Origin of the sequence: Luethyella okanaganae, assembly GCF_042660285.1 — a bacterium.
GTDB classification, from domain to species: domain Bacteria; phylum Actinomycetota; class Actinomycetes; order Actinomycetales; family Microbacteriaceae; genus Luethyella; species Luethyella okanaganae.
On the sequence record NZ_JBHSTP010000002.1, the window covers coordinates 371,510 to 394,059 of the forward strand.

Sequence of the window (22,550 nt, forward strand, 5' to 3'; positions counted from 1 at the left end):
CTCCACACGACGATCCTCCGGTCCTCTTGCCTCGACGCCGTTCCCGCCATTCCCCGGAGTCCGAGACTGTGGTAGTGTCCTGCTCAATTGACAGCGTTGTCATTAATCCGATCCTCGCATGATCGGTGTCACAGTGCAGTGAGACAAGGAGGTCGGGATGGCCGATCGAGTGCGGAGAAGTGAAGGACGGGTTAGCGCCTGGGGAGCGGCGGGAGCCGTCGCCGCCCTGATGATGGCCATCCTGACGCCCCTGCCTGCATCGGCGGCGCCGGGCGGGACGACGTTCTTCACGTCGTTTGAGTCCGGCGACGCGGCCCCGGTGAACACCGGAACGGGGGAGGCCGGCAGCATGCTCGGCGCGGTTTCGCGCGTGCAGGCCTCCGCCGAGAACGCGCCCGGCGAGGTCGCGGCCAATCTCGCCGACGGCGACGCTGGCACCAAGTGGCTGGCGTTCAAGAACACCGGCTGGGTGCAGTACGACCTCTCCGCGCCGCAGCCGATGGTGCGCTACACCCTGACCTCCGGCAACGACGAGCCCGACCGCGATCCCCGGGACTTCCGGGTGCTCGGATCCGACGACGGCTCCTCGTGGACGGTCCTCGACCAGCGCCAGGGTGAGGGCTTCGACAGCCGGAGCCAGACCCGGACGTTCGAGCTGGCCGCGCCCGCCCCCGCCTACGCGCACTACCGCCTCGAGATCACCGCGACGAAGAATCCGAGCAAGAACATCGTCCAGCTCGCCGGCTGGGAGCCGATCGTCTCTGGTGCGACCGTCCCTTCGACCTCCTATATGCTCCTGCGCGTCGGCGCGGGTCCGACCAGCTCCGACACCGCCAAGACTGGGGTCGGCTTTACCGGGACCCGCGCCCTCCAGTACACCGGGCACCACCTCGCCGACGGCGCCGTCTCGTCGACCACGGCGCTCTACACGGGCCTCGATGTCGCCGTCGCCTCCGACAGTCGCCTGTCGTACCTCGTCTTCCCCGTGCTCGACGCGGAGCAGACCTACGCCGCGACCTTCGTCGCCGTGGACCTCCACTTCGACGACGGCAGCACCCTGTCCGCGAGCGGCGCGACGGACGTCTACGGCTTCGGCGCCTCCGCGAAGGAGCAGGGCATGGCCAACGGCCTCTGGCCCAACCAGTGGAACAAGGTCTCCGTGGACCTCGGACGCTTCGCCGGCCGTACCGTCACGTCGATCCTCTTCACCTACGACCACCCGGTCGACGGCCTGAGCGGGGTCGAGACGCCCACCAGGGCGACGACGGTGAACGGATGGCTCGATGACGTCGCCATCGGTAAGGCGCCGGTGCGTGACGACGCCGACGGGCTCGTCTCTTACGTCGACACCAGGCGCGGCACGAACTCGAGCGGTGGCTTCTCCCGCGGCAACAACCTGCCAGCCGCAGCGATGCCCAACGGGTTCAACTTCCTCACCCCGATGACCAACGCCGACAATGGCGGCACGCTGTACAACTACCAGCGCGCGAACAACACGCAGAACCGGCCGACCCTCAACGGGATCGGGTTCTCGCACGAGCCGAGCATCTGGATGGGCGACCGCAACCAGCTCGCCGTCATGCCGGCGGTCGGCTCCATCCCGACCTCCTCGCTCGGCGACCGCGCGCTGGCCTTCCGCCACGACAATGAGCTCGCCCGCCCCGACATCTACCGGGTCGCTTTCGACAACGGCATCTCCACCGCCGTCACCCCGACCGATCATGGCGCGGTGTACCGCTTCACCTTCGTCGGCGACGCGGGCTCCGTCCTCGTCGACCAGGTGGTGAGCTCGTCGAAGCTCACCGTCGATGGGAGCACGGTGACCGGCTGGGTCGACGGCGGATCAGGCTGGCCAGGACGCACGCGCATGTTCGTCTACGGCACGTTTGACCGGCAGCCGACCGCCTCCGGGGCGACCAACAGGGGCGACCGGAACGGATCCGCCCGCTACGCGGCCTTCGACACCTCGGGCGACCGTGATGTCGAGCTGCGCATCGCGTCGTCGTTCATCTCGCAGGATCAGGCGAGGGCGAACCATGGGCTCGAGCTCGACGGCGTCTCCTTCGACGACGCGCGCCGCGCCGCGACGGCCGCATGGAACGACCGCCTCGACGTCGTCCACGACGTCAAGGGCGCCACCGACGACCAGCTCGTCACGCTGTACTCCAGTCTGTACCGGCTGAACCTCTACCCGAACTCCCAGTTCGAGAACACCGGCACCGCACAGGAGCCGCACGACGCGTACGCGAGCCCGGTCTCGCCGACGAGTGGGGCGGCGACCGACACGAAGACGAACGCGAAGGTCGTCGACGGCCGGGTCTACGTCAACAACGGCTTCTGGGATACCTATCGCACTGCCTGGCCGCTCTACGCGCTGTTGTACCCGAAGGTCACCGAGGATCTCGCCGACGGCTTCGTGCAGCAGTACCGCGACGGCGGTTGGATCGCGCGCTGGTCGTCGCCCGGCTACGCCGATCTCATGACCGGGACCAGCTCGGACGTCGCCTTCGCCGAGGCGTACCTGGCCAGCGCCCTTGACACCCGCACCTCCCTCGAGGCTTACGACGCCGCGGTGAAGAACGCGACCGTGTTGCCGCCGTCGAACGACGTCGGACGCAAGGGGATCGCGCAGTCGACCTTCCTCGGATTCACTACGGCCGACACGCACGAGAGCGCCTCGTGGGGCCTGGAGGGCTACATCAATGACTTCGGCATCTCGAAGATGGCCGCGGCGCTCGCCGAGGATCCGAAGACGCCCGCCGAGCGCGTCGACCGGCTGCGCACGGAAGCGGTGTACTTCGGCGCGCGCGCGCAGCACTACGTCGAGATGTTCAACCCCGACGCCCGCACCTTCACAGCCCGCAACGCCGACGGCAGCTGGACGGCCGGCGCCAACTTCGACAAGAAGGCATGGGGCGGCGCGTTCACCGAGGCCAGCGCCTGGACCTTCGGCTACCACGCGCCCTACGACGTCGACGGCCTCGCTTCGCTGTACGGCGGGCGCCAGGGCCTGGTGGACAACCTCCACGCGTTCCTGGCCGAGCGCGAGAAGGCGGACCGCTCGGGGATCCACGAGGCGCGGGAGGCGCGCGACGTGCGACTCGGGATGCTGGGCATGTCGAACCAGGTCGCCCACCACATCCCGTACGTGCTCGCCGAGGCCGGCGACCCCGTCGGGGCCCAGGAGCTGATCCGCTCGATCCAGAAGCGCATGTTCGTCGGGTCTGACATTGGCCAAGGCTACCCGGGCGACGAGGACAACGGCGAGTTCTCCGCCTGGTACGTCTTCTCCGCACTGGGCTTTTACCCGCTGAAGGTGGGATCGGGCGACTATACGATCGGGACGCCCCTGTTCGACAGCGCAACGCTGTCGATCGGCGGCAAGGACCTCGTCATCGAGGCACCCGGCGCCTCCAGCGGCAAGGACTACGTCGCCGGTGTCCGGATCAACGGCACGGAGATCACCGATACGACCTTCGACGGCGACCTCTTGCGCGCAGGGGGAACCCTGTCGTTCACGATGAGCAGCCGCCCGACCTCCTGGGGCGCGAAGGATCTCAGGGCCCTGCTCGAGGCGCCGCGCCCGCTCCTGGACGCGACCAAGCCCGGGCGCGGAAAGCTGTCGTCCCTCGACGGCACGCCGGTCGGGACCCTCGTGGACGACACGATGAACTCGCAGACGACCTTCCCGGGTACGAGCACGGACCTCGTGTGGACCTCGGCGTCGGGTCCCGTCACCGTGGGCCAGTACACCCTGACCTCGGTCGACGCTGCGAGTGCGCCGGCGAGCTGGACGCTGTCCGGATCGACCGACGGCACGAACTGGACGCAGCTCGACCACCGGGAGGGCGCGACCTTCGACGGAGGGGTCCGGACCCGGCCGTTCAGCACGACGAGCCTCGGCAGCTACACGAGCTTCAAGCTCTCGCTGACCTCCGCCGGGGCGCCGCTGGCGATCGCCGAGGTGGAGCTGTTCGCGTCGGCGAGCGCGTTGGACGGTCTCTCCGTCACCGCCGTGGCGCCGCAGCGCGTGGCCATCGGCGCCCCGTTCACGGGAGTCCTTGCGATGATCGTCGGCGCCGAGAAGGATGCCGCCGGCTACGATGCGACGGTCGACTACGGGGACGGCACCGCGCCGGTCCCCGCCGCGCTGACGCGCGACGAACTCGGCGGCTGGCGCGTCAGCGCTCCGCATGACTTCGCCGCTCCGGGTTCCTACACGGCGACGATCAGCGTTCGCGACACCTCCGGCCGGACCGCCTCGGCGTCAGCCTCGGTCGCGGTCTACCGCGACGACACGTTCGCCGGAGCGCTAAACGTCGTGTGCATCGGCGACCTGGGAACGACCGCCGCCAGCTGCGACGGCCTGGGCTACGGGTACGACCGCGCGAAGCTCGCCGCGCACGGGTTCGTGCAGGGCCAGACCCTGCCGGTCCCCGGAACGGCACTGACTTACGACCTCCCCGCGGTCACGCCCGGAGCGCCGGACAACCTGACCGGCGAGGGCCAGACCGTGCGCGTGAACCTCGGCGCCGGGGCGACGCAGCTGGCCTTCGTCGGCACGGCGACCGAGAAGGAGCGTCAGCCGACCGCCATCCTGCACTTCACCGACGGCTCCCAGCAGCAGGTGAGCATCTCGTTCGGCGACTGGGTCGGGTCGGCGGGCAGCCCGCGCTTCGGGAACAGCGTGGTCGCCGTCTCAGAGGGCCGCCTCTCCGGGACCGGAGCCGAGGGCGGGGGCCCGAAGAACACGGCCATCTACGCGACGGCGCCGATCGTGCTTGACGCCGCCGCCGACGGCACCCCGAAGACGGTGGAGTCGCTGACCATGCCGAAGGAGTCCGGAACGCTCCGAGGCGGTCGCGTGCACGTGTTCGCGATCGCCTCCGACGGCGACCGCAGCGGCATCGCACCCTTGACGATCGAGCCGGCCCCCGTGGCCGACCAGGTCGCCGGGACCCCGTTCCGCGCCGTGCTCGCCACCGTCGTCGGCGGAGTGGGCGAGAGCAGCGCGGTCGTGAACTGGGGCGACGGATCCACCGTCTCAGCGGTCGCCGTCGCCGACGGCGCGGTGTCCGCAGAGCACGTCTACGCCGCCGCCGGCTCGTACACGGCGATGGTGACGGCGGACGACGGCCGGCGCTCAGCGGAGGCGACGGTCTCCATCGCCGTGACCGAACCCCCGGTGGTGTACACCCCGAGCGTCGCGGTCGCGCCCGAGGAGGCGCACGCCGGCGACGTGGTCGAGGCAACAGGATCCGGCTTCGCGCCGCGGGAAAGCGTCGCGATCCGTTTCGGCCTCGGCGACCCGGTGACCGTCCGCGCCGACGACCAGGGGGCGCTCCGCACCTCATTCACGGTCTCGGCCGACGCGCTCGACGGGGACTATCCGGTCGTGGCCTTGGGCGACGTCTCGAAGGTCGAGGCGCGGGCCGTCGTGCACGTGCGCACGGCCACGACCGGTCCGCGGCAGACCGCGGTCGTGCTCCGCGCTGGCGGCGACGACCCGGTGGCGGGGGAGTCGTTCCCACTTGTCGCCGCTGTCTCGCCGACGGCCGCCGCCGGGAAGGTGGAGTTCCTCGAAGGCGACGCGGCGGTCGGATCGGCGAGCGCGTCCGCCGGGACGGCGACGGCCGAGGTGCGCATCGAGACCGCGGGCTCGCACGTCTACATCGCGCGGTTCACGCCGGACGATCCCGCGCTGTTCATGGGCTCGATCTCAGAGCCGCTCACAGTCGTCTCCCGCAGCGTGCCGGTGCTCGACCCCGAGCTGGTGGTCGCGAAGAACTCGGCCGCGCAGGGCGAGAGCGTGGATCTGACCGGCCGCGGCTTCGCGGCGGGGGAGAGCGTCGTGACCACCCTGCACTCCGATCCCGTGCAGCTGGCGACCGCGGTGGCCGACGAGGCCGGTGGGTTCCGCCTCACCGTGACCGTGCCGACCGATGTCCAGCCGGGGAAGCACACGATCGTCGCACAGGGGTCGGCGTCGGGGCTGAGCGCGAGCGCGTCGCTGCGGGTGATCGCATCCGGAGCCGGCTCTGGTGGGGTGCTGCCGGGAACCGGCGGACTCGTTCCTGTGGCGCTCGGTGTGCTCGGGGCCGCACTGCTTGCCGCGGGCGGGGTGCTCATCGTGCGTCGGTGGCGTCCGCAGCACTGATCGGCGAGGGTGCGGGGCGGGCGACGGGCCCGTCCCGCACCCCCGCGGACGGATCGCTCCGGACCGGATCAGCCGTTCCAGGGGGAGCTCGGGGACCCCGAGAAGTCGGGCCTTTGTCGTAGCGTTCACATGCAGGCCATCGTGATGGGGTGATTAGGCACGGTCGTTGACGGCACGCCGACGCCGGTCGTGGAATTGAAGGCACCGAATCGTCCCCCGGAATGGCGCATTTGCAGGATGCTGTCGGACAGTCGGGAAGGCGGGTGCAACGGCGAGTGACCGGTCGCAGCATCCGCCCATTGTCGGCGTGTGGCTCAGACGTCGGCGCGTCGGCGCCGCGCGATCGCGAGAGCCAGCCCTCCTCCGAGGAGCAGGAGCAGGGTGCTCGCTCCCAGCGGGATGAGTTCCACGCCGGTGGCCGCCAGAACAGGCTTCACCGGCGGAGCGGCGCCACCCGCCGCTTCTGCGGTATTCGTGAGGGTGAGATTCAGCGTCGCTTCTCCGATGATGGTGAGCTCGACCGAGGACTTGTCCGGGCTGATCCTCACATTCGGGTTCACGTTTGCCTTGAATTGCGCAGGCTTCCAATTGACACCGGCAATGGCCGATGGCGTCTGTTCGGACAAAGTGACCTTCGTGCCGGCCGGGAGTGCCGAGATGCCCACCGGCGAGCCGCCTGCGGTGAGGGTGATCTGCACGCTCTTCTCGGATCCCTGCTCGCCGAGATAGGTGGCGAGCACCGTGTATGTCGTTGCTGGAGCAACGAGCGACGCGCCGTCGCCGACGAGCGCCCGCTTCGCGACGACGAACCCTCCACGGCCGTCACCACCGGCAGTGCCGCCTCCTGTCGCCTCGTAGAACACGGAGACCTGTGCCGTGGTCTGGTTCACCGCGACACTGTTGTCGAACACGTCGCCGACGACCAACCCGGACGGGTTGTCGATGGTCGTGTCGTATACCAGCCGGTAGATCTTGTTCGCCTGCGCGGGTCCGGCGAAGGTGACGACGAAGTCCTGCGCTGTCGACGACGTGAGCTGCCACTGGTTCGTAGGCACGCTCACCCACGATTGCGCTTCCCACTCCGTCTGGGTGTTGTCAAGCGATTGGAGGATCATGCTGTCGGGATCGAAGGTCTGACCCCAGCTGAAGGTGTCTCTGAAGACGATCGGCCCATTGCCTGCGGCTTGTCCGGGAACCAGGATCACCCAATGGACGGCGGTGCGACTAGCTTCGGTCCACCAGCCGTGCTTCACGATCTGAGAGGGGACAGGCCCGAAGTCCTGCGGGCCGACGGGTGCGCCACCGGGGAGGGGAACGACAACGGGGTTGCCTGAGACGACGATCTCGATCTCTGACGAGGTCGTCTGCTCGGTAGCTCGAATGGAGACCCACAAGGAACCCTTGACGTTGTCGTGGGTGGAGACATAGTCGTTGAATGTGCACACGACGCGCGCCGTAGCTCCGCCGGTCGCCAGGATGACGACGCACGTTCCGGCCGAGTTCACCTGGTCTGCGAGCAGCAACTCGAACTGGCCGGACGCGACAGCGAACTCGGCGGGCAGTCCGAGCGAGAACGTATCGCCGGCCTGGGTGCCCCTCCCGGTCGTGTCCCAGTCAGCACTGATCTTGGCGTTCTGGTAACGATGGATGGGGGCGTTAGGGTCGTCCCCATCGTTGATGATCGCAATCGATCCGGGCACGATCGCGTCGAACTCTGCGGCCGTCGCACTGTGGAGCGGAGCCAACGCCAGCAGCACCGCGGCGACGCTTCCCGTCAACAGTGCGATCAACCGATTTATCACGTTCCCTCGGGAGCTTTCCGGCTTCGGCAAATGTGTCAGAACAGACACGGCTATCCTCCTTGTTTCGTGGCTGGCTGGCCGGGGTGCGGCTTTGTTCGTTGCGAGGCGATTCCGCCTGCAACCGTCCGCTCGTGCAATGGACTCGGACGAGATCTCTCCTCCGGGCGGTGCGGGCGAAGCAGCCTCCTTGAGCGGTTAGCTCGCCTCGAATCTCCGGGTTTCGGGCTGAGATCTATGTCAAGGCATGCCTTTCGCGATGAGTGAACCTCGCTGATCGGCTGGATCCGTGACGTCGTCGTGGCCTCGAAGGCGACGGTTCGCGCATTCGACGGGCTGCCTCACCTGTGTGCATGAACAGCTGACATGGTGTGATCCTCGGGTTTTCGGATACGGCCCGTTCCGGGGCATGCACCCTTACACAGCGCTCGGGTGCGATGTGTAGAAGGCCAGTTTTCTCGCCCGTTCACCGGGTGTCACGGATTTTTGTCACGAGAGCAGGTGACATTTGTCACGTCTTCGGCGCGGAAGTTCTGGGCTCTACCCGAGCCAGCCCCGTTCCTCGGCGATGCGGGCGGCATCCGCGCGATTGGTGACGCCGAGCTTGGCCAGTGCGCCGGACACCGCGTTGCGCACGGTGCCGTCCGACAGGTGCAGGGCACGGGCTACGGATTCCGTCGAAGCGCCGACACGTACGGCTGAGAGCACCTGCGTCTCACGCTCGTTGAGCGGCGACTCCCCCATGCTCAGGGTCTCGGCGGCGAGAACGGGGTCGATCACTCGAAAGCCGGCGTGGATGCGGCGGATGGCGGAGAAGAGCTCGGCAGGTGATGAGTCTTTGAGCATGAAACCGGACACGCCGATCGTCATAGCTCGGCGCAGATATCTGGGGTGGGCAAACGATGTGAGCAGCAGCACTCGGCTGGTCGGGACACGACTCGTGACCTCCCGTGCGACGTCGAACCCGTCACGCCGAGGCATCTGTATGTCCAGGAGTAGGACATCGGGTCTCAGCGAAACGGACAGGTCGATTGCGTCCTGACCGCTTTCGGCCTGGGCCACGACCTCGAAGGAGTCCTCCGTTTCCAGGATGGCCGAGATGGCGACTCTGATCAGGGCCTGGTCATCCGCCACCAGGATCCGTATCACAGGTCACCCCCGTCACGGGCCGGCCAGAACGCGCGAACCATGAATCCGCGTTCACCAGTCGGCCCGAACGTCAGCATTCCGCCGGCCATTCCGATCCGCTCGGCGAGACCGATGAGGCCGACTCCGGCGGGTTCCATCTGGACGGGTTCCTCCCCGTCGTCCACGACGCTGACCTCACCTGCCTCACAGGTCACGGAGACGACGCGCGCTCTCGAATGCTTGACGATGTTGGTCACCGCTTCACGGATCAGATAGGCGCTCGGTCCACGCGCATGCGCGGGGAGCGCCGACGTGTCGCCTATCCTCTCCAGCTTCATCCCGATGCCGGTGAGCAAGTTCTCCGCCGTCTCGAGTTCCGTGTCGAGATCTGCCTCCCGGTACCCCATAGCAACCGCCCGTGTCTCCTTCAGGGCATTCCGCAGAAGCAATTGCGTCTCTTTCAGCTCCGCTCGCGAGACCTCGATCGAGCGATCCAGCATGATCTCGGCCAGAGACCCCTTCGCGACCGCGGCGATCAAGGTGTTCCCCAGGGTGTCGTGAAGGTCGCGGGCGACACGAAGGCGTTCGGCTTCGAGGGCGGACGGGATCAACAAGGCTCTCGCCAGACGTAACTGCGAGCTTTCGCTCACGACCCATCCAAGCGTCGTCGACAGCAGCGCGACGAGAGCGAGGCTGGAGAATTGCAGAAGCCCCCCGGCAAACGAGGAGTTGGCCCACACCACGACCCCAGCGAGCGGAATCGAAACCGCGAAGACCCGGAGCGCCAGGTGGAGGGGAAGAACGAGTCCGCCACAATAGGCCATGATCTCCATACCAGGGAGCTTCTGAGCGGGATCGAGGATGAGATACGGCAGGCATATGACGAAGGCGGCGGCCAGGCTCCAGGCTCGCCAGGTGACGTCTTTGCCCATTGCGACGATGAAGAGCGGAAGAGTGATCACTCCTGCGGAGAGCAGGAGCCAGCCGGCTAACACCGAGTCCGCTTCGATGCGGCCCGCGGGCAGCATGACTCCGAGCTGGAACAAGACGGCCATATACGCGATGCTCAGTCCGGTTCGCAGGAGCACTCGCGCCGGGCGATCCCACTCGACGGCGGCGAGGTGCGCGTCCCCGGAGAGCCGCAGCTCGGAAAACGACAGGGCGTGCGTCACCCGGTGCCACCAGTGGGGTATACCCAGTCTCATGCTTGTCCACCGCCATATCTGCCAGCACTCCTTGCGGGTACTCGGAGCGAGAGTGATCGGTTGTCGTTGGCAGATGACGAATACCGATCTGACCCCAAAGGATACCCATGCCGGCGAATTGTGGGGTTGCCATGCGTCGCACGCTCGATGTGCGTGACTTCCTCGTCGATCGGGTATCGGGTCGCGAAACCGGCGCCCATCTTCCGAAGCTGCTCGCATCACGTGGATCGTCCGCCGCCTGGCCTCCTTGTCGGTCAGTTCGACGGAAGTGGATCGGCTCGATCTCGACCGCCGGGCGTCGGGCGTTGGCGGAGGCGAGCAACCCGGTCGTCGTCGTTCTTGCGCTGGGGGTCGAGATGCCCCCGGCGTGGCAGATCGCGGTCAGCGGCAGAACGGTAGGACAATGGTCATCGCGGTATGACCGAGGAGGCGACTCTGCGACTGCTCGACGTGATCGCGTCCAGAGACGCCGACGGAGCCGCAGGGTTTCTCGCCCGGTTTTTCTTTTCCGCGCTGTACGTCTCCCCGGCGTTCCTCCCCGTCCACGCCGGAATGCGGACCGCATGAGCGCGGGTCGCCGGTCCGTGTCGGGCTTCGGGCGGCGCCTGCGCGTCGTCATAGCACCCGACTCGTTCAAGGGAACCGCCACCGCCGTCGAAGCCGCCGCAGCCATCGCCTCCGGGTGGTGGCTCGAGCGTCCGGGTGACGAGGTCGTCGAGATGCCGATGGCCGACGGCGGGGAGGGAACCGTCGATGCCTTCGCGGTCGCCCGCCCGGACGCGACCCGCGTGGCGGTCGAGGTGATCGGGCCCGACGACGCCCCGGTCCGGGCGAGCTGGTTGCTGCTCCGGGATCCGGACGGCCGGCGCACGGGCGTCGTGGAGCTCGCCTCGGCCAGTGGCATCACCCTGCTCGACCCGCTCAGACCCTGGACCGCCCACACCCGCGGATTCGGCCAGGCGGTCGTCGCCGCGCTGGATGGCGGGGTCGATCGCCTCGTGCTCGGCATCGGCGGCAGCTCCTCGACCGATGGCGGGGCCGGCGTGCTGCGCGAGCTCGGAGCCGAGTTCTTCGACGGGCATGGTGAGCCGATCGGCGACGGGTTGCGCGGTCTGGCCGAGGTGGCGTCTGTACGGCTCGACCGCATCCTGCCCCCGCCTCCTCTCGGCGCCCTCGTTCTGAGCGATGTCACCAGTCCGCTGCTCGGCGAACGTGGAGCGGTGAGCGTGTTCGGGTTCCAGAAGGGCCTCGCCGTCGCCGAGCATGACGTGGCCGAGCAGGCCCTCGAACGTTTCGCCACCGTGCTCGCGGGGGCCACCGGAGCCGACCCGGCGACCGCCGGTTCTGGTGCCGCCGGTGGCGTCGGCTTCGGACTGCTCGCCTGGGGTGCGCAGCTCTCGCCCGGCTCGCCTGGGGTCGGCGAGGCGATCGGACTCGAGCGCGCCATCGCCTGTGCCGATCTGGTCGTCACCGGGGAAGGGCGCTACGACCGGCAGTCGGCGGGCGGCAAGGTTCCGGGCTATGTGCTCGACCTGGCCCGCGCTGCCGATATCCCCGTGCTGCTCGTGGCGGGAGTGATCGAAGCGGATGCCAGCGCGTTCCGTGCCGCCGCCTCCCTCGCCGAACTCGCTGGCGGGACCGCGCCGGCCATGGCCGCGCCGGCGCGGTGGCTGCGTGAAGCCGGCCGTGTTCTCGCGCGGGGCTAGGGCCTCCTTCCGACACTCCTCTCGCCGGCCTGCCCTGTCGCGCCCTGCCCCGTCGCGCCCTGCCCTGTCGCGCCCGAGGAGGGGCGCTGCTCGCCTGCCGAGTTGTCGGCGTCGGCTCGACGTCACCCATGCGATGTCATCCGACGGAGGAGGGGGCGAGGGGGGTAGAAACGATGGGTCGTAGAAAGTAGCAAGAGGCAGCGAAGATCCTTGATCCGCAGAGAGGGACTCTATCGCGCGGAAGGGGCGATCGGCTCTCGGCGGGATCCGCGACCGGCTGCTCCCTCCGTGGAGGCGTCCGAGTCAGGGGTGCGAGAGTTCCGGCACCCCTGACTCGGACACCTCGGCGCGAAGGCGCTGTAGTCGAATGGGTTCCTGCTGCGAGGATGCGAGGAACAGAGCCCAGCGCGCCCGACGGGGTCAGACGCTCGCGAGGAGCTCCTGCATGAGCGCGATCTCGTCGGTCTGGGTCGCGATGATGTTCTCGGCCATGGCCTTCGCGTCGGCGTTGGCACCGTTGTCGACCTCGTCCTGCGCCATGGCGACGGCGCCATGATGGTGGACGATCATCTGCTCGAGGAAGAGCCTGCCTGCCTCGGCTTCCGTCGCGTCGTCGAGGGCCGTCATGTCGTCGTCCGACATCGTGCTGCCGCCATGGTTCATGCCCGGCATCGCGCTCTCGTCCTGTCCCCAGTCAGAGAGCCACTGCTTCAGCTGGTCGATCTCCGGTTGCTGTGCGTTCTTGATCTGGTTTGCGAGATCGCGGATCCGCGCATCCACGCCACCCTTCGCGAGGAGGACGTCGCTCATCTCGACGGCTTGTTCGTGGTGCGGGATCATCATCTGCGCGAACATGACGTCTGCATTCTCGAACACCGCCCCATCGTTTGCGCCGGGGCTCGAGCCGTCTCGGGTGTTGTCGCCGCCCATGTTCATGCCTGTCATCCCGCCGGCGCATCCGCCGAGGGTCAGGGCGGTCGCGAGCGCGACAGCAGCGGTCAGTGTCTTTCGTGCGTTGATCATCGTCGTTCTTTCGTCGTAGTGGTCAGGGAACTCGGCGTCGCGAGCCAGGCGAGGCCTTGCTGCGGATGACGCGGAACGGTTCCGCCTACGTACGGCTGATCGAAAGAACAGTGAGATCGGGTCGATGGAAGCGCGAGGAGACATCCTGCACGATGACGGCGACACGTGTGCCTGCGTCGAGGAGTCGCTTGCGTGGCGCCGGCCGTCCGGCGAGGAGCGTGGCGATGGCGAGCACAACGAACATCGCGCATGTCATCGCCATGACCATGCAGCCGAGTGCGCCATGAAGGCACTCATCGCTCCACTCGGAGATCGCGGAGGCCGTGCTCGCCGCGATCGTCGTGGAGACGACGGCGACGTGACCGGCCGTCGATTCGGCCGCCGCGGCACGATGCGCGGTGTGCGCGCTCTGCCCGACCACCGTTGCCACGGTGTTCGCCACGTGTTCCGCGCCGGAAGCATGCATGGCCAGCAATCCGACGATGACCGCGGACATGATCAGCACGCTGACGAAGCTCGCGCGGAAGGCACGCATGCCCGGGAGGGCGACGCGGCGAATCGCGTTGAGTCGCATGCCACCTCCCGCCTTCTCCATGAGCCGCCCTTCGTCAGGCGCGGATACCCCCCGAGCGTACTAGACGTAGTTCCCTGTGATGTTGTGAACGCGGGTCAGCTCTCCGGGTGTGGTCTTCTCATATCGGAACGGCCTCGACTAGAAGGTTCCGACGAGAATTACGCCACCGGTGATACGCCACCGATGAGTCGAGCGGCCGTCGCCTTCGTCGTCATCGTGTCTTCACCGTGACGGAGACCTCGACGGCGTGGTCTTCTTCGCTCTGGCCAAGCACGGTCTGGCGCACCTCTAGTAGGCCGTGCAGTTCGATCTGTCGATGGGCAATTGCGTCGAAGAGAGCGACGACGGCCGGGTGTGTAGCACCGTCCGGGAGTGTCTCGCCCCCAGTTGGCCGCCAGGTCGCGACCAACTCGATGCGGGCCGGGAGAATCCCGGCAAATGCCTGCGGGCCGCCCCACTCGTCATCAACCTTGATGGGCGTAGGCCAGCAGCAGACAACCTCGACGATGCCCCGCTCGTCTGCTCGAAGAGTGGTCCAGAACTGCCCGCTCGGGCCGAGATCGGATGCCTGCAATTGCTTGAATAGTTCTCCGAACACTGCATTGGCGTCCTCGTCGGACAGCGACTCAGCATCGTCCATGCTCACGGAAAACGCCTGTCCGACGAATGGTTGCGCGGCCATCTCCCGCTCGACTACCGAAACCGGAACTGCCAACGCGCGAAGCACTTCCTCCGCAGCCGCGAACGCCTGGTCTTCGCTCGTGCGGTCCTCGAGAACCCGCCGACGGTGCGCCGCCAGAGCGCCACTAGCCCCGCCGGCGGCAACCACCGCCGCAACCACCGGAAGAGGAACTCCAGCGTCACGAAGCGCCCGGGCAACGACACCAGCTCGGACCTGACCCTCTCCATACCTTCGATACCCCGACAGATCGTCGACCTCAGCCGGGACCAGCACAACCTTCTCGTCATAATGGCGAAGCGCCTTCACGCTCAGCCCCGTCAGACTTGCGAACTCACCGATTTGTAGCATGAGTCCAGCATTGCGGCTCCCCCTACCGGAGGGTCAAGCTTCACCGTTCACAACCTCGTGGGGAACTACAACGAGAGCAACTGCTCGCCAGGCTGAGAGGTCGATCTGTCCTGCCCCCTTGCCCCTGCCCCGTAGCATCCCATCGCTACTGCGCCACTTTGCGTGTTGTGCGCCGTCTTGGGTGGCGCGGAGCGTTCGAACTGGCGCGTATAGGCGGCGTTTGGCGGCGGCGGACGATCGTGCGAACGAGCGAAAGGTCGTCGAGTTGGCTCGTCGAGTTGACTTGTCATAATCCCTCTGTGCGAATGTCCGCCGCCTGGCGTAAGGTACGGTCGAATGCTTTCCGCTTATCCGCTCACGACTCTGAGGACGTAGCCGTGGCCCTCCTCCGCCTCTCGCTTCGCCATGCCAAACCCTACGCGGGTTGGATCGTCGCCGTTTTCGTTCTGCAGCTGATCTCGACGATCGCCGCTCTGTACCTGCCGAGCCTGAACGCGCAGATCATCGACAAGGGTGTCTCGACCGGCGATACCGGCTTCATCTTGTCGACCGGCATGACGATGCTCATGGTGTGCCTCGTGCAGGTGATCACCGCAGTAGCCGGCATCTATTTCGGCGCCAAGACGGCGATGTCCGTCGGTCGCGATCTGCGTCGCGAGGTGTACCGCAAGGTCGACTCGCTCAGCGCCCTCGAGGTGGGCCGCTTTGGCACCGCCACCCTCATCACGCGCAACACGAACGATGTGCAGCAGGTGCAGATGCTCGTGCTCATGACGCTCAACTTCATGGTGTCGACACCGATCATGTGCGTCGGTGGCATCATCATGGCCCTTCGCGAAGACATCGGCCTCTCCTGGCTCGTCTGGGTCGCGGTGCCCGTGCTCTTCGTGATCGTCGGCTTTCTCGTCGTGCAGCTGCTCCCGCTGTTCCGCGAGATGCAGGAACGCATCGACACCGTCAACGGAGTGCTGCGCGAACAGATCGTCGGCATCCGCGTCATCCGTGCCTTCGTGCGCGAGCCGTTTGAGACCGAGCGCTACCGCGCGGCCAACGAGTCCCTCACCCGTGTCTCGGTGCGCGTGGGAAACCTCTTCGTGCTCATGTTCCCGGTGATCATGATGGTGCTGCACCTCGCCACGGCGGCCGTGCTCTGGTTCGGCGGTCAACGGGTCGACGCCGGCGAGATGCAGATCGGCTCGCTCACCGCGTTCCTCCAGTACCTGCTGCAGATCCTCGTCGCCGTCATGATGGGCGTCTTCATGGTCATGATGATCCCGCGTGCCGTGGTCTCGGCCGAGCGCATCGACCAGGTGCTGGGCACCGAGCCGGGTCTCGCCCTCGCCCGCGACGTGAAGGAGCCGCTGCCGACGGCGGGCGGAGTCGAGTTCCGGGACGTCACCTTCGGCTATCCGGGTGCCGAGCGCCCCGTGCTCAACGGGGTGAGTTTCGTCGCTGAGCAGGGCAAGACAACGGCGATCGTCGGATCCACCGGTGCAGGCAAGACGACCCTTCTCAACCTCATCCCGCGCCTGTACGACCCGCAGCACGGTAGCGTCACGGTCGGTGGCACGCCGGTGTCGCGCCTCTCCCGTGCGCAATTGGCGCAGGTGGTCGGGCTTGTGCCGCAGAAGCCGTACCTCTTCTCGGGCACCGTCGGCTCGAACCTCCGCTTCGGACGCCCCGCCGCAGATGACGCGGAGCTCTGGCGCGCGTTGCGGGTTGCGCAGGCCGAGGACTTCGTGCGCGCGAAACCCGACGGAATCGACGAGCGGATAGCCCAGGGAGGCACCAACGTCTCCGGAGGCCAGCGCCAGCGGCTGTGCATCGCCCGCGCGCTCGTCGCCGCCCCCAGGGTCTACCTGTTCGACGACTCCTTCTCGGCTCTGGATGTCGCAACGGATGCCCGGCTCCGTGCGTCCCTCGGCGACGCCACCGGCGACGCCACCGTCATCATCGTCGCGCAGCGTGTGTCGACGATCCGGGAGGCGGATCAGATCATCGTCCTGGACGACGGTGTCATCGTCGGAAGGGGCACGCACGACGAGTTGCTCGAAGACAACGAGACTTACCGGGAGATCGTCGAATCCCAGCTGAGCGTGGAGGGAGTCGCCTGATGGCACGGTCGAGCAGGAAGAGTCAGGAGACGCCGGTCGTCGACCGTCTCGAGGCGGAGCTCGCCGAGGAGTACACGCCGACAGAGGCCGACGCCGGCATGTTCGGTGGAGGCGCCGCCACGAAGAAGGCCGAGAACTTCTGGCCGTCGGCCAAGCGTCTCATGGGGCTCCTCAGGCCGGAACGCGCCCGCTTCGCGGTCGTCGTCGCGCTCGTCGCGGTCTCGGTCGTGCTCACCGTCATCGCGCCGAAGATCCTCGGTCTTGCGATGGACGTGATCTTCAACGGTGTCATCGGATCCCAACTGCCGGCGGGAGTCCCCCTCGACCAGATCGTCGAGCAGACCCGCGCGAGCGGCAACGACCAGTTCGCCGACCTGCTCGAGAGAGCGAATGTCGTTCCTGGCCAGGGTATCGACTTCGTCGAGCTCGGGCGGCTCATCCTCATTGTGCTCGGACTGTACATCGTGGCATCCGTGCTCATGTGGGCGCAGGGCTTTCTGCTCAACGCGCTCGTGATGCGCGTCGTCTACCGCCTGCGCGAAGACATCGAGCACAAGCTCAACCGGCTTCCGTTGAGCTACTTCGACACCCGTCAGCGGGGCGACCTGATGTCGCGGGTCACGAACGATGTCGACAACATCCAGGCCGCGCTCCAGCAGGCGTTCTCGCAGCTCGTGCAGTCGGCGCTCACGGTGATCGGCATCGCGGCGATGATGTTCATCGTCTCGTGGCAGCTCGCCCTCATCGCCCTCATCGCGCTGCCGCTCTCGGCGGTCATCGCCGGTGTGATCGGCGCACGCTCGCAGAAGCTGTTCGCTGCCCAGTGGAAGAATACGGGCTCGCTCAACGGGCACGTCGAGGAGTCCTACTCCGGTCTCGAACTCGTGCGCGTGTTCGGCCGAGACGAAGAGATGCTCGCCGAGTTCGACGAGCGCAACGAAAGGCTCTATAAGGCATCGTTCGGCGCGCAGTTCGTCTCCGGCATGATCATGCCGTCCATGACCTTCGTGTCATACCTCTCCTATGTGCTCATCGCCGTCGTCGGAGGGGTTCGGGTCGCCTCGGGTCAGATGACGCTCGGCGACGCGACGGCATTCATCCAATACTCTCGCGAGTTCTCCCAGCCGATCAGCGAGATCGCCGGCATCGCCAACATGATCCAGTCGGGCGTCGCCTCCTCCGAGCGTACCTTCGAGCTCCTCGACGCCGACGAGGAGCAGTCCGACGACGCGCGCGCCGAATTGCCCGAGCGCACCGACGGTCATGTCGAGTTCGACCACGTATCGTTCAGCTACTCGGATGACGCTCCGCTCATCAAGGATCTCTCTTTCACGGTGGATCCCGGCCAGACGGTCGCGATCGTCGGGCCGACCGGGGCGGGCAAGACCACCCTGGTCAACCTGGTCATGCGGTTCTACGGGCTCACCAGTGGTCGCATCCTGCTCGACGGCATCGACGTCACCGAGCTGACGCGCGCCGAGCTGCGTTCGCGCGTTGGCATGGTGCTGCAGGATGCATGGTTGTTCGAGGGAACGATCCGCGAGAACATCCGCTACGGCCGTCTGGATGCCACGGACGACGAGGTGGTCGACGCGGCGAGGGCCACGATGGTCGACCGCTTCGTGCGTCAGCTGCCCGACGGCTACGAGACGGTGCTCGACGCGGATGGCGGCAGCGTGTCGGCCGGTGAGCGCCAGCTCATCACGATCGCCCGCGCCTTCATCGCGAATCCCTCACTGTTGATCCTCGATGAAGCCACCTCCTCGGTCGACACGCGCACGGAGCTGCTCGTGCAGCACGCGATGTCCGCGTTGCGCGCCGACCGCACCTCCTTCGTGATCGCTCATCGCCTGTCGACGATCCGCGATGCCGACACCATCCTCGTGATGGAGAACGGAGCCATCGTCGAGCAGGGCACGCACGACGACCTCCTCGAGCGGCGCGGCGCGTACTACACGCTCCACATGACCCAGTTCCGGGGCGAAGAGGAGGTCGCTGAGGATCTCGACGCCGAGCTGGCTGCGCGGCCCGACCTCGACGACGTGCCGTGCACCTAATGGCGTCCGCGCGGATTCGTCGTTCGATGCCACGCGTGGTGAGGGGATCGGAGCCACCTGGTCGTCCTTGCGACGTGATCGTGAGAAAGAATTCTTCGCAACCGTGTTTGGTTTTGCCCCCTGCCGGAAATATATGTAATGAGCGCGGCACCTGAGTTCGCCTGATGAGAGGAACGAGGAAGTGATCGTTGACGGTGTTCTGCGCGAAAGCGTAGTGCCGTTCGCTTCACGCGGGGGCTTGACGTGGTGAAGGAGCATGGGGAGTTCACGGATTTCTATACCGAGAACTACTCGCTCATACACACGATTATGCAGCGGCGTCTGGGGGATGTCGCTGAAGCCGAAGACCTTACATCAGAGGTGTTCCGAATCGCTTGGAAACACCACTGCGATGGTGCCGCGCTCACCCTTCCCTGGCTCTACCAAACGGCCAGGAACGTCGTCGGCAACGAGTACCGACGAACGGCTCGTTCTGTTGCGCTCATCGACAGGGCGAGTGTCAACGCTGATTCGTCGGGTTCGGCGGATGCCGACGAAAAGCTCGACATGCAACGTGCCCTCCGGGCGCTCGGCGACTCCGATCGGGAGATTCTGCATATGGCCTACTGGGAGGATCTGAACGGAAAGGAGATCGCTGCCATTCTCGATTGCAGCGTCGCCACCGTATGGGTGCGGTTGAGTCGGGCGCGGGCATCCCTGAAGAGGCATCTCGAGAGTGCCGCATCGTTCGCGATCGAGGTGAGCTGATGGACGATCTCGAACGCCGCATCCGGGCCGCGAACCCCTCGACCGTGCGACGGGACAGCCCGTTGACCCCCCGTGCGTTCGCCGAGTTGCAGGAGCTGACAGGGTCGGCGCCGTCGGTCGAGACCATCCCGGCCGAGACCATCCCGATCGCCCACCCCAGGCCCAGCCGCCGACGTGCTTTCACTCTGCTGGGCTCGACCGTCGCCTTCGCCGCGGCGATCGCCGTAGTGATTCTCGTCGTTCTGCCGTTCGGCGGTCGGGGCTCGGTGGCCCACGCTGCGACCCTCGACCCGCTCAGCTCGGAACCCATCGGCGGCGATGCCGCCCAGCTGTTGGAGAAGTTCAGAATGCAATTGTTCGGCAGCGACGAGGCCCCGCCCTCGGGCAACCAGGAGATCGGCTGGGAGTCCTGGTCGCTCGCGATCGACAACGCCCCGGGAGGAGCGACCACCAGCGTCCAACCGCGCGAGATATCTGTGAGCTGGTCGCCCGCCGAGCTGTCGGGAACGCTGACCGTCGTCGTGGGTCAGGAGTGGGATACGACGACGGGACAGCGTCGTGTCGGCAGCAACGTGGGCGAGCCCGCTGGAACCGTCATCCAGGACGAGAGCTTCGGTCCTGGCGCCTTCCCGGTCGCATATCCAGACGAGCCGCCCGTTGTGGCGGCGGCGATGAAGGACTATCTTCAAGCATGGATGCCCGGCCTCGACGACGGGAGCAATGCCGCAGCCTACATGCGTGCGGCCAGCGACCTGATGCAGAACCGGCAGCTTTTGCCCGCTCAGGAGGCGGCGCTCATCGAGGTGGTCTCCGAACAGTCGGGGATCAGCGTCTACGGTTCGGTCACCGATCGGCTCGGGCGGGAAGGCGTTGCATTGCAGGCCGACTTCGATGAGCACTTCCGACAGCTGTTGATCTTCGCTCCATCATCGGGCCGCATCATCGCCGCGGAACGCATTTATCTCGGGGGGCTGAACAGCTACGACGTTCCTTCACCGAGTGTTACCGAATACCTAGCCTGGAGAAGACCATGAAACCTCGTCACCTCGCCGCCATGTCTGTGGCTGCACTCACCGCCGTCCTCGTGCTCGGTGGCGCGACGGCCGCATATGCCGAGACGGATCCGATGCAAGAGAAGGTTGATCAGGTTCTCGCCGACTACCCCGGAGGGGTCCAGACCGCGTACGACACCGTCGAGTGGGACGGTGGCGCGGTCGAGTTGACGATCGTCCTGGAAGGATCCTTCTCGCCCTTCTCGGCCTTCTCGCCCTCCTCGCCCTCCTCGATCGGGGAGTGCGCGACGGGAAGCTATTGCGCCTTCGCCGGCTTCTCGTACACTGGCTCGCGCCTGTCGTTCACGAGTTGTCCGGGCGGCGGCGGCGTCAGTGCTCTCGGAACTGTCCGTTCGGTCGCCAACGCGCGCAGCACGGGCACGGTCACGGCCCTGAACGGAGGCTCGGGGGTCTTCTCGCTCGCGCCCAACACCGGCAAGCCCGTCGTCACCTCGGTCGTGACGACGCTCAGTTGCGCCTGAGGAGCGGCAGCGTCCGGGCGAAGCGACCCACGCGTCCGGGGTAGGATCCGGGGTAGGAATTGACCCGCATGTAGCGGTGGCGATGTTCGAAGACTCCGTGACGAGGGGCATCGTTCGGTGCCGTGGTGTCGTGGTCGTGGTGCCGTGGTGTTCCGCAGCCTCACCTCTCGGTGAAGTCTTGGTGATTGGTCGGACGGTTCGCTCATCGAGGAGCCCTGTGGATAACCGCGATGGGCGTGCGGGATCTCACTCTCGACCACCCAGTCAGTCCGGTTTGCATCCTCTGCCTGGATCAGCCCGGTGGCGTCTCCGCTGAGCCAGGCGGCCATCTCCAGCGCGGGCAGCGGGGAAGCCTCGGTGCGCAGCGAGCCGGATATGTTCCAGCCGACGATGCGTCGCGAGAACACGTCAGTGACGAACGCGATGTACGCGAATCGTCGCGATCAGCCTGCTGACCATCGTCGGGCGCAGGATACCGACGATCAACAAGGACCAGATCGTCGTGCTGCGCTACAAGAAGGGCATGGGAGTGCTCCGCAGCGTGCTCGCGCGAGCGACCGACGAGCTCCTCGCCATCCACCAGAATGGAACCCATGCCTGTCTGGGGAAACCGCCGCGTGAGCGTCTGGCTGTGGCTCGTGCTCGTCGGTCTCGTCGCCGGCTATCTGTCGGGGCTCTTCGGCGTCGGCGGAGGGGTGATCATCGTTCCTGCGCTCGTGCTGCTGCTCGGCTTCGACGTGCGTGTCGCATCCGGCACATCGCTAGCGGCCATCGCCCCCTCCGCTCTCGTCGGCGTGATCGCCTACGTGCTGAGCGACTCCGTCGACTGGATCCTTGCGGCGCTGCTCGTGATCGGCTCGGTCGTCGGAGCCCAGCTCGGCAGTCACCTGCTCAACCGGATTCCGCGCGAGCAACTCGCCTGGTCGTTCATCGGCTTCCTCGCACTCGTGATCGCGTCGCTGTTCCTTGTGATCCCGTCGCGCGATGCGACAATCGAGCTCAACGCGATCGTCGTGGCCGGGACCATCGTGCTCGGATTGGCGACCGGAATCCTCTCGGGTCTTCTCGGCGTCGGTGGCGGCATCGTCGTCGTGCCCGTGTTGATCGTGCTGTTCGGCACGAGCGACCTCGTCGCCAAGGGCACCTCGCTCGCCATGATCGTGCCGACGGCGATCTCGGGCACTGTCGGCAACATCCGTCGTCGCAACCTCGATCTGCCAGCCGCCGTCGCGGTCGGGCTCGCCGCCTGCACCACGACCGGCCTCGGCGCCCTTTCGGCTGCCGCCGTTCCACCACAGCTCGGCAACACGCTGTTCGCGGGGTTTCTGGCACTCGTCGCCGCACGGATGATCGGAGAGCGATTGCGCAAGAAAAGGTAGTCATCGCGGCCTCTCGAGCGTGCGTCGCGTGCGTTCCGATCCCGTGACATGGCACGATAGGCTCACGCATCGCAGCGTGTCGTGCGGCTTGGTCGTG

At 66.8% G+C, this 22,550-nt stretch carries 14 protein-coding genes; 8 read left to right on the forward strand and 6 right to left on the reverse strand.

Annotated features, from left to right (window positions below; genetic code table 11):
- Window positions 1-157 precede the first annotated feature (157 nt).
- Window positions 158-6,157 (forward strand): GH92 family glycosyl hydrolase, encoded by a 6,000-nt coding sequence (locus ACFQB0_RS09440; protein WP_386730585.1) that lies wholly within the window; start codon window positions 158-160, stop codon window positions 6,155-6,157.
- A 314-nt stretch (window positions 6,158-6,471) separates the two neighbouring features.
- Here ACFQB0_RS09440 and ACFQB0_RS09445 read toward each other — a convergent pair whose 3' ends face one another.
- From ACFQB0_RS09445 to ACFQB0_RS09455, 3 genes are all read right to left on the reverse strand, one after another.
- Window positions 6,472-7,959, reverse strand: a complete 1,488-nt coding sequence (locus ACFQB0_RS09445; RefSeq protein ID WP_386730588.1) for an Ig-like domain-containing protein — start codon at window positions 7,957-7,959, stop codon at window positions 6,472-6,474.
- A 537-nt stretch (window positions 7,960-8,496) separates the two neighbouring features.
- A complete protein-coding gene (locus ACFQB0_RS09450; RefSeq protein WP_386730590.1) occupies window positions 8,497-9,090 on the reverse strand; it encodes a response regulator transcription factor in 594 nt (197 codons plus the stop codon).
- Window positions 9,091-9,101: 11 nt separating this feature from the next.
- Entirely contained in the window at window positions 9,102-10,289 is a 1,188-nt protein-coding gene (locus tag ACFQB0_RS09455; protein ID WP_386730593.1) for a sensor histidine kinase, read from the reverse strand.
- A 563-nt stretch (window positions 10,290-10,852) separates the two neighbouring features.
- On the opposite strand from ACFQB0_RS09455, the gene ACFQB0_RS09460 reads away from it, so the two are divergent.
- The gene (locus ACFQB0_RS09460; RefSeq protein ID WP_386730595.1) at window positions 10,853-11,995 is read left to right on the forward strand and encodes a glycerate kinase; all 1,143 of its coding nucleotides are present in this window, start codon (window positions 10,853-10,855) and stop codon (window positions 11,993-11,995) included.
- A 420-nt stretch (window positions 11,996-12,415) separates the two neighbouring features.
- Here ACFQB0_RS09460 and ACFQB0_RS09465 read toward each other — a convergent pair whose 3' ends face one another.
- From ACFQB0_RS09465 to ACFQB0_RS09475, 3 genes are all read right to left on the reverse strand, one after another.
- Window positions 12,416-13,018, reverse strand: a complete 603-nt coding sequence (locus ACFQB0_RS09465) for a DUF305 domain-containing protein (RefSeq protein WP_386730598.1) — start codon at window positions 13,016-13,018, stop codon at window positions 12,416-12,418.
- Between the two features lie 85 nt (window positions 13,019-13,103).
- Complete coding sequence (locus ACFQB0_RS09470; protein ID WP_386730600.1) at window positions 13,104-13,592, reverse strand: hypothetical protein; 489 nt, start codon at window positions 13,590-13,592, stop codon at window positions 13,104-13,106.
- 211 nt (window positions 13,593-13,803) lie between these two features.
- Window positions 13,804-14,622 carry a MerR family DNA-binding transcriptional regulator gene (locus tag ACFQB0_RS09475; RefSeq protein ID WP_386730602.1) on the reverse strand — a complete coding sequence of 273 codons (819 nt, stop codon included), beginning with the start codon at window positions 14,620-14,622 and terminating at the stop codon, window positions 13,804-13,806.
- 377 nt (window positions 14,623-14,999) lie between these two features.
- Between ACFQB0_RS09475 and ACFQB0_RS09480 the strand changes: the two genes are divergently transcribed.
- The 6 genes from ACFQB0_RS09480 (at window position 15,000) to ACFQB0_RS09505 (ending at window position 22,453) form a co-directional block, all read left to right on the forward strand.
- Window positions 15,000-16,736: an ABC transporter ATP-binding protein gene (locus ACFQB0_RS09480; RefSeq protein WP_386730604.1), complete on the forward strand. Its 1,737-nt coding sequence runs from the start codon at window positions 15,000-15,002 to the stop codon at window positions 16,734-16,736.
- A complete protein-coding gene (locus ACFQB0_RS09485) occupies window positions 16,736-18,793 on the forward strand; it encodes an ABC transporter ATP-binding protein (RefSeq protein ID WP_386730607.1) in 2,058 nt (685 codons plus the stop codon). The genes ACFQB0_RS09480 and ACFQB0_RS09485 overlap by 1 nt, the downstream gene beginning before the upstream one ends.
- A gap of 243 nt (window positions 18,794-19,036) precedes the next feature.
- The gene (locus ACFQB0_RS09490; protein ID WP_386730611.1) at window positions 19,037-19,540 is read left to right on the forward strand and encodes an RNA polymerase sigma factor; all 504 of its coding nucleotides are present in this window, start codon (window positions 19,037-19,039) and stop codon (window positions 19,538-19,540) included.
- The gene (locus ACFQB0_RS09495) at window positions 19,540-20,574 is read left to right on the forward strand and encodes a hypothetical protein (RefSeq protein WP_386730614.1); all 1,035 of its coding nucleotides are present in this window, start codon (window positions 19,540-19,542) and stop codon (window positions 20,572-20,574) included. Before ACFQB0_RS09490 ends, ACFQB0_RS09495 begins: the two co-directional genes overlap by 1 nt.
- Window positions 20,571-21,074 carry a hypothetical protein gene (locus ACFQB0_RS09500; RefSeq protein WP_386730617.1) on the forward strand — a complete coding sequence of 168 codons (504 nt, stop codon included), beginning with the start codon at window positions 20,571-20,573 and terminating at the stop codon, window positions 21,072-21,074. The genes ACFQB0_RS09495 and ACFQB0_RS09500 overlap by 4 nt, the downstream gene beginning before the upstream one ends.
- A gap of 593 nt (window positions 21,075-21,667) precedes the next feature.
- Entirely contained in the window at window positions 21,668-22,453 is a 786-nt protein-coding gene (locus ACFQB0_RS09505) for a sulfite exporter TauE/SafE family protein (RefSeq protein ID WP_386730620.1), read from the forward strand.
- Window positions 22,454-22,550 lie beyond the last annotated feature (97 nt).

What these genes read in the sequence shown, in the direction of transcription:
- ACFQB0_RS09495 (WP_386730614.1), top strand. Translation starts at nt 19,540, where the DNA reads ATGGACGATCTCGAACGCCGCATCCGGGCCGCGAACCCCTCGACCGTG.
- ACFQB0_RS09440 (WP_386730585.1), top strand. Translation starts at nt 158, where the DNA reads ATGGCCGATCGAGTGCGGAGAAGTGAAGGACGGGTTAGCGCCTGGGGA.
- ACFQB0_RS09455 (WP_386730593.1), bottom strand. Translation starts at nt 10,289, where the DNA reads ATGAGACTGGGTATACCCCACTGGTGGCACCGGGTGACGCACGCCCTG.
- ACFQB0_RS09470 (WP_386730600.1), bottom strand. Translation starts at nt 13,592, where the DNA reads ATGCGACTCAACGCGATTCGCCGCGTCGCCCTCCCGGGCATGCGTGCC.
- ACFQB0_RS09475 (WP_386730602.1), bottom strand. Translation starts at nt 14,622, where the DNA reads ATGCTACAAATCGGTGAGTTCGCAAGTCTGACGGGGCTGAGCGTGAAG.
- ACFQB0_RS09460 (WP_386730595.1), top strand. Translation starts at nt 10,853, where the DNA reads ATGAGCGCGGGTCGCCGGTCCGTGTCGGGCTTCGGGCGGCGCCTGCGC.
- ACFQB0_RS09505 (WP_386730620.1), top strand. Translation starts at nt 21,668, where the DNA reads ATGCCTGTCTGGGGAAACCGCCGCGTGAGCGTCTGGCTGTGGCTCGTG.
- ACFQB0_RS09500 (WP_386730617.1), top strand. Translation starts at nt 20,571, where the DNA reads ATGAAACCTCGTCACCTCGCCGCCATGTCTGTGGCTGCACTCACCGCC.
- ACFQB0_RS09465 (WP_386730598.1), bottom strand. Translation starts at nt 13,018, where the DNA reads ATGATCAACGCACGAAAGACACTGACCGCTGCTGTCGCGCTCGCGACC.
- ACFQB0_RS09485 (WP_386730607.1), top strand. Translation starts at nt 16,736, where the DNA reads ATGGCACGGTCGAGCAGGAAGAGTCAGGAGACGCCGGTCGTCGACCGT.